The organism is Lysobacter sp. CA196 (genome assembly GCF_052078695.1).
Taxonomy (GTDB): Bacteria; Pseudomonadota; Gammaproteobacteria; order Xanthomonadales; family Xanthomonadaceae; genus Lysobacter.
Window position 1 is genome coordinate 187,623 of record NZ_JBQJIN010000008.1, and the last position, 10,646, is coordinate 198,268.

9 protein-coding genes are annotated in these 10,646 nt (G+C 69.6%); 8 read left to right on the plus strand and 1 reads right to left on the minus strand.

The annotated features are described in order from the left end of the window. Positions 1 to 6: 6 nt before the first annotated feature. A complete protein-coding gene (locus tag ACTOWK_RS10255) occupies positions 7 to 741 on the minus strand; it encodes a helix-turn-helix domain-containing protein (RefSeq protein ID WP_441330072.1) in 735 nt (244 codons plus the stop codon). Positions 742 to 856: 115 nt separating this feature from the next. Between ACTOWK_RS10255 and ACTOWK_RS10260 the strand changes: the two genes are divergently transcribed. The 8 genes from ACTOWK_RS10260 (at position 857) to ACTOWK_RS10295 (ending at position 10,277) form a co-directional block, all read left to right on the plus strand. Continuing rightward, a complete protein-coding gene (locus tag ACTOWK_RS10260) occupies positions 857 to 1,795 on the plus strand; it encodes a 4-hydroxyproline epimerase (RefSeq protein WP_441330073.1) in 939 nt (312 codons plus the stop codon). A gap of 5 nt (positions 1,796 to 1,800) precedes the next feature. Further along, a complete protein-coding gene (locus ACTOWK_RS10265) occupies positions 1,801 to 2,916 on the plus strand; it encodes an NAD(P)/FAD-dependent oxidoreductase (protein WP_441330074.1) in 1,116 nt (371 codons plus the stop codon). Next, on the plus strand, positions 2,913 to 3,161 hold the full coding sequence (locus ACTOWK_RS10270) for a 2Fe-2S iron-sulfur cluster-binding protein (protein ID WP_441330075.1): 249 nt from the start codon (positions 2,913 to 2,915) through the stop codon (positions 3,159 to 3,161). Before ACTOWK_RS10265 ends, ACTOWK_RS10270 begins: the two co-directional genes overlap by 4 nt. After that, complete coding sequence (locus tag ACTOWK_RS10275; RefSeq protein ID WP_441330076.1) at positions 3,154 to 4,488, plus strand: FAD-dependent oxidoreductase; 1,335 nt, start codon at positions 3,154 to 3,156, stop codon at positions 4,486 to 4,488. Before ACTOWK_RS10270 ends, ACTOWK_RS10275 begins: the two co-directional genes overlap by 8 nt. Next, a complete protein-coding gene (locus ACTOWK_RS10280; protein WP_441330077.1) occupies positions 4,488 to 5,393 on the plus strand; it encodes a dihydrodipicolinate synthase family protein in 906 nt (301 codons plus the stop codon). The genes ACTOWK_RS10275 and ACTOWK_RS10280 overlap by 1 nt, the downstream gene beginning before the upstream one ends. Position 5,394: 1 nt before the next feature. Continuing rightward, positions 5,395 to 6,981, plus strand: coding sequence for an aldehyde dehydrogenase (NADP(+)) (locus ACTOWK_RS10285; RefSeq protein ID WP_441330078.1), 1,587 nt, complete (start codon positions 5,395 to 5,397; stop codon positions 6,979 to 6,981). Then, positions 6,978 to 8,180, plus strand: a complete 1,203-nt coding sequence (locus tag ACTOWK_RS10290; protein WP_441330079.1) for a M24 family metallopeptidase — start codon at positions 6,978 to 6,980, stop codon at positions 8,178 to 8,180. The genes ACTOWK_RS10285 and ACTOWK_RS10290 overlap by 4 nt, the downstream gene beginning before the upstream one ends. Before the next feature lie 210 nt (positions 8,181 to 8,390). Then, positions 8,391 to 10,277, plus strand: coding sequence for a DUF885 domain-containing protein (locus ACTOWK_RS10295; protein WP_441330080.1), 1,887 nt, complete (start codon positions 8,391 to 8,393; stop codon positions 10,275 to 10,277). Positions 10,278 to 10,646 lie beyond the last annotated feature (369 nt).

The following is a 10,646-nucleotide window of genomic DNA, read 5'->3' on the forward strand; positions in this document are numbered from 1 at the left end:
TTCCTGTCAGGCGTCTTCGCCGCCTGCGCTCCAACGACCGCTGCGCTGCAAGGCGCGATACTCGCGCGGCGCCATGCCCACGGTGGCCTTGAACTGGCGCGCGAACGCGCTCTGGTCGGAGAAGCCGCAGGACTGGCCGACTTCGGCGATGCTGGCGTCGTCCTGCAGCAGCCGCATCGCCGCTTCGATGCGGATCTTGGTCAGGGCCTGCTGCGGGGTCAACTGGAACACGCGCTGGAAATGGCGTTCGAGTTGCGCGACCGAGAGCTTGGCCAGTTCGGCCAAGGCGGTGACGCGCAAGGCGCCGGCAAAATGCGCCTGCATGTGTTCGGTGACCCGGCGCAGGCGTTCGTAGGTCGGGTGGTGGCCGTCGGGCGCGCCGAGGTCGCGCGACAGACCGACCAGGCCGATACGGCCGTCGGCCAATGGCAGCGGGCGTTTGCCGGTCAGGCACCAGCCCGGTTGCCGGTTGGGGAACAAATGCACTTCGAGCTGGTTCTCGATGGTCTCGCCGTCGAGCACGCGCCGGTCCTGGATGGCATAGCGTCCGCCCAGGCGGGCCGGAAACAGCTCGGTGACGTCGCGACCGATCACGTCCTCGCGCCGCTTCAGGCCGAGCCGGCGCACCAGGGTCAGGTTGGCGTGGCTGTAGCGGCCGGAGGCGTCCTTGGCGAAGAACACCACGTCCGGCAGGGCGTCGCACAGGGTCTGCATGAGGTCGGCGGGAATCTGTACGGGCATGGCCGGGGGCTGGTTGGAGGCGGTTCGGCAACGATAGCCCGATTATGCCGAATTCCGCATCCATGGCCGGCAAGGATTCCTAGACGCGCCGGGCCGCCGACGCGAGCATGGCGGCATGCACAGCCTAGACATCATCGACTCCCACACCGGCGGCGAACCGACCCGTGTCGTGGTCGCCGGCTTCCCCGATCTGGGCGCCGGCACCTTGGCCGAGCAGCGCGAGCGCTTCCGTGCCGAATTCGACCACTGGCGCCAGGCCATCGCCTGCGAGCCGCGCGGGTCCGACACGGTGGTCGGTGCGCTGCTGTTGCCGCCGAGCGAGCCGGACGCCTGCGCCGGGGTGATCTTCTTCAACAACGTCGGTTACCTGGGCATGTGCGGCCACGGCACCATCGGCCTGATGCGCACCTTGCAGCACCTGGGCCGCGTGCAGCCGGGCCGGCACCGCATCGAAACGCCGGTCGGCACGGTCGGCGCGCAATTGCACGAGGACGGGCGGGTCTCGGTCGACAACGTCGAAAGCTGGCGTCATCTGGCCGGCGTGCGCGTCGCGGTGCCGGGTTACGGCGAAGTCGTCGGCGATGTCGCCTGGGGCGGCAACTGGTTCTTCATCGCCCGGGTCGAACGGGAGATTTCGCTGCTGCATCAACGCGAACTCAGCGATTATTCCGAAGCGATCCGGCATGCGCTGGAAGCGGCCGGCGTGAGCGGCGCCGACGGCGCGCCGATCGACCACATCGAACTGGAAACGCCGTCGACGACGCCCGGCGTCGACGCCCGCAACTTCGTCCTGTGCCCGGGCCTGGCCTACGACCGTTCGCCTTGCGGCACCGGCACCAGCGCCAAGCTCGCCTGCCTCGCCGCCGACGGCAAGCTCGCGGCCGGCGCGGTCTGGCACCAGGAGAGCGTGCTCGGCAGCGTGTTCGAAGGGCGCTATCGCCCGGGTCCGCGCGGCGTCCTGCCGACCATCACCGGCAGCGCCCACATCACCGCACGCGCGCAACTGCTGATCGACGAAGCCGACCCCTTCGCCTGGGGCATCGCGGCGAAGTGACCGGCATGAGCGCAGCGTCTTCGAACAGCTACGACCTGATCGTGATCGGTGCCGGCATCGTCGGCAGCGCCTGTGCCGAGCGTGCCGTGCACGAAGGGCTGCGGGTCGCCGTGGTCGAACCCGGCCCGGTCGGCGGCGGCGCCACCGCTGCGGCGATGGGACACCTGGTGGCGATGGACGACGACCCGGCCGAGCTCGCTTTGTCGCGATACTCGCTGGCCTTGTGGGAACGCTTCGCCGATCTGCCCGAGGCCGAATTCAGCCGTTGCGGCACCTTGTGGGTGGCCCGTGAGGCGCGCGAATTCGATGGCGTCGCCGCCAAGATCGCGCGCCTGGCCGCGGCCGGCGTCAGCGCGCGGCAGATCGGCGCCGACGAGCTATACCGACTGGAACCCGGGCTGGTGCCGGGGTTGTGCGGCGGCATGTTGGTCGCCGACGAGGCGGTGGTGTATCCGCCGCGCGTCGCCCAGCATCTGTTCGAGCGCGCATTGCAGGCCGGCGCGACGGCATTCCTCGGGCGCCGGGTGGTTGAACTGAGCGCCAACGGCGCACGCCTCGACGACGGCAGCGAATTGGTCGGCCCGGTCCTGGTCGCCACCGGTTGCGCCGTGCCCGAGTTGCTGCCGCAATTGCCGATGCGCGCGCGCAAAGGGCATCTGGTCATCACCGAGCGCTACCCCGGGCGGGTGCGCCATCAATTGCTCGAACTCGGCTATGCCGACAGCGCCCATGGCGATGCCGACAGCAGCGTCGCCTTCAACGTGCAGCCGCGCCCGACCGGGCAGATCCTGATCGGTTCGTCGCGCGAGTTCGGTATCGACGACCGCGCAGTGTCGATGCCGATGCTGCGGCGCATGCTCGAACGCGCCTTCGCTTTCCTGCCGATGCTGCGCGAGTTGCAGGCGCTGCGCGTGTGGACCGGGTTCCGGCCGACCACGCCCGACGGGCGCCCCTATATCGGCGCCGTCGCCGACCGGCCGCGCACCTGGGTCGCGGCCGGCCACGAAGGCCTCGGCGTCACCACCGCGCTGGGTACCGCGCAGCTGCTGCTCGACCAGATGCTCGGCCGCGCGCCCGCGTTCGACCCGGCGCCCTTCTTGCCGGAGCGCGTACTGCGATGAAACGCGCGAACGTGCAGTTGACGGTCGACGGCATCGCCGTGGAAGTGCCCGCCGGCGCCAATGTTGCGGCGGCCGTGGCTCAGCTCGGCCTGCGCTTTCGCCGCTCGCGCAGCGGCGAAACGCGTGCGCCGTTGTGCGGCATGGGCCTGTGTTTCGAGTGCCGGGTCAGCATCGACGGCGTCGCCCACCAGCGCGCCTGCGTAGTGGTCGCGCGCGACGGCATGCAGGTGCACCGCGATGACTGAGCCCTGCGACGACGTGCTGGCGGACGTGCTGGTGATCGGTGCCGGCCCGGCCGGGCTGGCGGCGGCGCGCGCCGCCGCCAGCCACGGCGTCAACGTCGTGCTGGTCGATCTGCAGGCCAACCCGGGCGGACAGGTCTGGCGCCACGACGTGCGCAAATCCGCACCGGCCGCCGCGCGCCTGGCGGTGGCGGAGATGCGTGCGCGCAGCAATCTGCATTGGCTGCCGCAGGCGCAGGTCGTCGCGACCGCGCCGGGCCGGGTGCTGATCGAACAAGCCGGTCTGGTGCGCGAGATCGAATACGGCGCCCTGGTGCTGGCGACCGGCGCGCGCGAACTGTTGTTGCCGTTCCCGGGCTGGACCTTGCCCGGGGTCAGCGGCGCCGGCGCCGTGCAGGCGCTGGTCAAGCAAGGCTGGCCGATCGCCGGCAAGCGCGTGCTCATCGGCGGTAGCGGCCCGCTGCTGTTGGCCTCGGCGGCGACCTTGCGCCAGCACGGCGCGAAGGTGTTGGCGATCTGCGAGCAGGCGCCCGATGCGGCGCTGATGGCGTTCGCCTCGCAGTTGTGGCGTTGGCCCGGCAAGTTGTTGCAGGCGGCGGCGTTGCGGACGCGGCTGGCCGGCGTGGCCTATCGCCGCGCGACCTGGGTGCGTGCCGTGCACGGCGACGAGCAAGTGCACGAAGTCGAGATCGAAAGCGCGCGCGGGGTCGAGCGCATCGCCTGCGATCAGGTCGCGGTCGGCTATGGCCTGGTACCGAACACCGAACTCGCCGCGCAGCTGGGTTGCGCGCTCGAGATCGATGGGCGCCATCCGCGCGTTCGCGTCGACGAGCGGCTGATGACCAGCGTCGAGCACGTGTATGCGGCCGGCGAAGCCTGCGGCATCGGCGGTGTCGATGTGGCGCGCATCGAAGGCGCGATGGCCGGCCACGCCGCCGCAGGCGCCGACGATGCCGCCCACGCACTGCGAGCGCGCCGTCGTCACGCACGCGCCTTCGCCGATCTGTTGCCGCGTTATTTCGACCTGCGCGAGGAGGTACGCCGGCTCGCCGAGCCGACCACCCTGGTGTGCCGCTGCGAGGACGTACCTCTGGCGCAGTTGCAAGGATATTCCGACGCGCGTGCGGCGAAACTCGCCACGCGCTGCGGCATGGGCAGCTGCCAGGGCCGCATCTGCGGCACGGCGCTGACCGAATTGGGTCTGCTGGTGCCGGCGACGCGTGCGCATGCCGCGCGGCCGCCGGTTTTTCCCACCCGGCTGGCCGGTTTGGCCGCAGCCGGCTCTTGTTCCGATCGTACTTTCCTTACCGAATCCAAAGGGTCTGTCTAATGAGCAATGCTTCGTTCTGGCGTGGCGTCATCCCCGCGATCACCACCCCGTTCCGCGCCGACGGTGCGATCGACCACGCCTTCCTCGCCGAACACGCGCGCACCTTGATCGATGCCGGCTGCGTCGGCATCGTGCCGCTGGGCTCGCTCGGCGAAGCGGCGACGCTGAGCTTCGACGACAAGCTGGCGATCCTGCGCACCCTGGTGCAGGCGCTCGACGGCCGCGCGCCGGTGATCCCCGGCATCGCCGCGTTGTCGACCGACGAAGCCGTGCGCCTGGCGCGCGAGGCCGCGGCGATCGGTTGCGCCGGCCTGATGGTGCTGCCGCCGTACGTGTATTCGAGCGACTGGCGCGAGATGAAGGCGCATGTGCGCGCGGTGATCGAAGCGACCCCGCTGCCGTGCATGCTCTACAACAATCCGATCGCCTACAAGACCGATTTCGTGCCCGAGCAGATCGCCGAACTCGCCGCCGAACTGCCGAACCTGCAGGCGGTCAAGGAATCCTCGACCGACGTGCGCCGTTTCGCCGCGATCCGCTCGCTGCTCGGCGAGCGCCTGGACTTGCTGGTCGGCATGGACGATGCGGTGGTCGAAGGCGTGGCGATGGGCGCGACCGGCTGGATCGCCGGCCTGGTCAACGCCTATCCGAAGGAATCGGTGCAACTGTTCGAGCTCGCCCGCGACGGCGGCGCGCGCGCCGCGGCCGATCTCTACGCCTGGTTCCTGCCGCTGCTGCGCCTGGACACCGTGCCCAAGTTCGTCCAGCTGATCAAGCTGGTGCAGGAGCGCGTAGGCCTCGGCAGCGAGCACGTGCGCGCGCCGCGCATGGTCCTGGTCGGCGCCGAGCGCGACGCCGCCATCGCCGTGATCGATCGCGCCATCGCCGCGCATCCGGGCCGCTGAGATGGGCGCGCGCGAACCGGTACTGATCGAAGGACGCTGGCAGGCCTCGCACGATGCCGGCGGCGATTTCCGCGCCTTCGATCCGACCCGCGGCACGCCGTTCGGGCCGGCGTTCCCGGTGTCCGGCGCGGCCGACGCCGAGGCCGCGCTGGCCTCGGCCTGCGCCGTCGCCGACGAACTGGCCGGGGCCGATCCCGAACGCATCGCCGACTTCCTCGAGGCGTATGCGCTCGGCATCGAGCACGACGGGCCGGACCTGGTCGCGCTCGCGCATCTGGAAACGGCGCTGCCGATCGAGCCGCGCCTGGCCAAGGTCGAGCTGCCGCGTACCACCGGGCAATTGCGCCAGGCCGCGCGCGCGGTGCGCGAACGCTCGTGGACGCAACCGGTCATCGACACGGCGACCGGTTTGCGCAGCCATCTCGCGCCGTTGCACAAGCCGGTGTTGATCTTCGGACCGAACAATTTCCCGTTCGCGTTCAACGCCGTGGCCGGCAGCGATTTCGCTTCGGCGATCGCCGCGCGCAACCCGGTCATCGCCAAGGTGCATCCCTCGCACCCGGCGACCAGCCAGCGCCTGGCCGAACTCGCTCATCGCGCTTTGGTCGAGGCCGGCTTGCCGGCCGCGGCCTTGCAGGTGCTGTACCACCTCGACCCTGCGCAGGGCCTGGCCTTGGCCGGCGATGCGCGGCTCGGTGCGCTCGCCTTCACCGGCAGTCGCAGCGCCGGCCTGGCGTTGAAGGCGCGCGCAGACGCCGCCGGCGTGCCGGCCTATCTGGAACTGTCCAGCGTCAATCCGGTGTTCTTGCTCGAAGGCGCGCTGCGCGAGCGCGGCGACGCCTTGGCACAGGAGTTCTTCGCCTCCTGCACCATGGGCACCGGTCAGTTCTGCACCCATCCCGGCATCGTGGTGCTGCCGCGCGGCGCCGACGGCGATGGCTTCGTCGCCGCGGCCGCGGCTTCGTTCGCGCAGGCCCCGTCCGGGGTGATGTTCTCGCGCGGCGTGCTCGACCATCTGCAGCAAGGGCTCGCCGATTGGCGCGAGGCCGGCGCCGAACTGGTGGCCGGCGGCGCGGCGGCGGAAGGCGAGGGTTATCGCGTGCAACCGGCGCTGCTCAGCGTCGATGCGGCGACGTTCCTCGCCGACCGGCGCTTGCAGAGCGAGGCCTTCGGGCCGGTGAGCCTGGTCGTGCGCGTCGACGGTATCGAACAGGCGGTGGCGATCGCGCAGGGGCTCGAAGGCAATCTGACCGGCACGATCTACGCCGCCGAACCCGACGCCGCCGATGAGACCCGCTTGGCGTCAAGCCTGCGCCCGCGCGTCGGCCGCCTGATCGCCAGCCGCATGCCGACCGGCGTCGCGGTCAGTCCGGCCATGCACCACGGCGGGCCTTACCCGAGCACCGGCCATCCCGGTTTCACCGCGGTCGGGTTGCCGGCGGCGATCCGCCGCTTCGCCGCCTTGCATTGCTACGACCACGTGCGCGACGAATTGCTGCCGCTGGAGTTGCGCGACCGCAATCCCGGCGGCATCGCGCGCCAGGTCGATGGCCGCTGGACCTACGACGACCTTGGAGCTGCACCATGACTCAGATCGGTGGTTTGACCCTCGAGCAGGCGCGCGTCGGCCTGCAACCGTGGAGCGCGCGCGCACCGGCGATCGGCGCCGACGAGTACGCACAACGCATCGAGCGTGCGCGCGAGCTGATGCGGCGCGAGCGCTGCGAGGCCCTGCTGATCACCGCCGGTACCTCGCTGCGTTATTTCACCGGCGTGCCCTGGGGTGCGAGCGAGCGGCTGGTGGCGATGCTGCTGACCCTCGACGGCGACCCGGCGGTGATCTGCCCGGGGTTCGAGTCCGGCTCCTTGTCGCATGTACTGAAAATCCCAGGCGAACTGCGCTTGTGGGACGAACACGAAGACCCCTGCGCGCTCGTCCTCGACACGATGCGCGCGCGCGCCGCGACGCGGCTCGCGCTCGACCCGGGCGCGCCGTATGCAGTGTTTACCGCCTTGCGCGCGTTGGCGCCGACGCTCGACATCGTCGATGCGAGCGCGATCGTCGACGGTTGCCGGGCACGCAAGACCGAGGCCGAACTGGCGTTGATGAAGCAGGCCACGGCCATGACGCTGCAGGCGCACCGACTCGCCGCCGGCCTGGCCGAAGAGGGCGTGAGCACGGCGACTTTGCGCCGCTTCATCGACGAAGCGCATCGCGCGTTCGGCGCCGACAACGGTTCGACCTTCTGCATCGTCCAGTTCGGCGAAGCGACCGCCTACCCGCACGGCATTCCCGGCGAGCAGACCCTGCGCGAAGGCGAGCTGGTGCTGATCGACACCGGTTGCGCGGTGCAGGGCTATCAGTCCGACATCACCCGCACCTACATCTGCGGACGCGCCAGCAGCGAACAGACGCGGATCTGGGACCTCGAACTCGCCGCGCAACGGGCCGCCTTCGATGCGGTGCGGCCCGGCATTAGCGGCGAAGCGGTCGATCAGGCCGCGCGCGTCGTGCTCGAACGCGGCGGCCTGGGCCCGGACTATCGTTTGCCCGGTTTGCCGCACCGCACCGGCCACGGCTGCGGCATGAGCGTGCACGAAGCGCCGTACCTGGTGCGCGGCAACCGGGTCGGGCTGGAGCCCGGCAACTGCTGTTCGAACGAGCCGATGATCGTGGTGCCGGGGCAGTTCGGGGTGCGGTTGGAGGATCACTTCTACGTGACCGAAAACGGCGCGGCCTGGTTCACCCCGCCGTCGTCGGCGATCGAACGGCCGTTCGCCGACTGAGCCGCCGGCGGCGCTGAGTCCGCTCGCGAATATCGGGCTTCCTCTGGACGGGCCGCCTGCCGCGCCGGTATCGGCGGTCCCCCCGGGCGGCCCGTTCAGAGGGGGAGTTCATGGCGCGGATCGGCATCGGCAGACACTTCAGGCACATCCGGGCGCGCGCGCTTTGCCGCATGATGGCCCGCATCCGTCCGAACCCGAACGAGTCCCGCGATGATTTCGACCCGAGCTGTTTCGCCGCGCGCGCCCCTGGCCGCACTGACCGCCGCCTTGTTGCTCGGCCTGAGCCTGGCCCCGGCGTTCGCCGCCGAACCGTCCGCCACCGTGGCGCCGTCCGCGACCGCGACCGCGGCCGATGAGACGAGTGCGCGCGACAGCGAGGCCGGTGCGCGTTTCAAGGCGTTGTACACGCGCGAATGGAAATGGCGGCAGGCCCAGTTCGCCGGCGGCGACGACGAAGACGTGCAAGGCCAGGCCTCGAGCCGTCTGCCGAAAGTCGACCTCGCCACCCAGGCCGAGCGCGAGCGTTATTGGGCGCAGGTGCTGAAGGAACTCGACGCGATCGACAAGGCGCAGCTGCGCGGCGAAGACCCGGTCAACTACGAGGTGTTCCGCCAGCAGATCCAGAGTCTGCTCGCCAACCAGCGCCTGCGCGGTTGGGAGATGCCGTTCAACAGCGACAGCGCGTTCTGGACCAACCTGGGCTTCACCGCGCGTCGTCCCATCCGCGACGCCGAAGGCTATCGTCGCTACCTCGGCCAGTTGCGCGACATCCCGCGTTATTTCGACGAACAGATCGACAACATGCGCGCCGGCCTGGTGCGCGGCTACAGCGTGCCGCGGGTGACCCTGACCGGCCGCGACGCCTCGATCAAGGAAGTGGTCGACGCCAAGCTCGAAGACAACCTGCTCTACACCCCGTTCAAGCAGATGCCGGCCAACCTGCCTGCAGCCGAACAGACGCGCCTGCGCGCCGAGGCCGCCAAGGCGATCGACGAGCAGGTGCTGCCGGCGTATCGCAAGCTGCTGGCCTTCATGCAGGACGAGTACATGAAGCAGGCCCGCACCACGCTCGCGGCCGAAGCGATGCCCGACGGCGAGGCGCTGTACCGGGCCAAGATCCGCGAATACACCACGCTCGACCTGCCTCCCGCGCAGATCCACAAGATCGGCCTGGAAGAAGTGGCGAAGATCCGCGCGCAGATGGACCAGACCATCGCCAAGACCGACTTCAAGGGCAGCTTCCCCGAATTCCTGCACTACCTGCGCACCGATCCGAAGTTCTATCCGAAGACCGGCGACGAACTGCTGATGCGCGCCTCGTGGCTGGCCAAGCGCGTCGACGGCCAGATCGGCAACTACATCGGCTTGTTGCCGCGCCAGCGTTTCGCGATCCGGCCGGTGCCGTCGGACCTGGCGCCGTTCTATACCGCCGGCCGCGGCGGTCGCGACGTCTACCTGCTCAACACCTACGACCTGCCATCGCGCCCGCTGTTCAACCTGGCCGCGCTGACCCTGCACGAATCCGCGCCGGGCCATTCCCTGCAGACCTCGCTCGCGGCCGAACACGAAGGCCTGCCGGACTTCCGCCGCTACACCTACATCTCCGCCTACGGCGAAGGCTGGGCCTTGTACTCGGAGAAGCTCGGTATCGAGATGGGCCTGTACGACACGCCCTACGACTATTTCGGTTACCTGACCTACCAGATGTGGCGCGCGAGCCGGCTGGTGGTCGACACCGGCATCCACCACCTCGGCTGGAGCCGCGAACGTGCGCAGGCCTTCCTGCGCGACAACACCGCGTTGAGCGAGCACGAGATCCAGACCGAAGTCGACCGCTACATCGGTTGGCCGGGGCAGGCGCTGTCGTACTACCTCGGCCAGATGAGCATCGAGCGCGCGCGTGCGAAGGCCGAGCAGGCCTTGGGCCAGGACTTCGACGTGCGCGCCTTCCACGACGCGATTCTCGCCCTGGGTTCGGTGCCGTTGCCGGTGCTGGAGCAGCGTGCGGATCGTTTCATCGACGAGAGTCGCGCCAAGGCTGCGGCGCAGCGGGCGAAGACGGCCGCTGCGGCGGCGGGTGCGCCGGCGAAGTCTTGAGCGATTCGCTGGTGAGTTAGGCTGCGTTGCTCCTCCTGTAGGAGCGACGTGAGTCGCGACCGAGTAGCTTCGAGCTTGCGGCGCGACTCTACGTAGTCCCTGGGTAGGAGCGGCGCAAGCCGCGACCGCGTCGTTACCCATTGCTGCGTCTGTTACCGCAGGTCCGTGAAGCCACATCAAGAGCAAAGCTTCCGTCCGCTAACGCGGCCGGGTTACTTTCTTTTGCTGGCCCAAAAGAAAGCTAACTGCACTGTCTAACCTCAAGCGCATCACTCGCCTTTGAGGTCAGCGCATGGGAACCCGGTACAGCCACTTCAGCGCCGAAGAGCGCGGTGTGATCATGGCCATGAAGCAGCACGGCCATAGCGG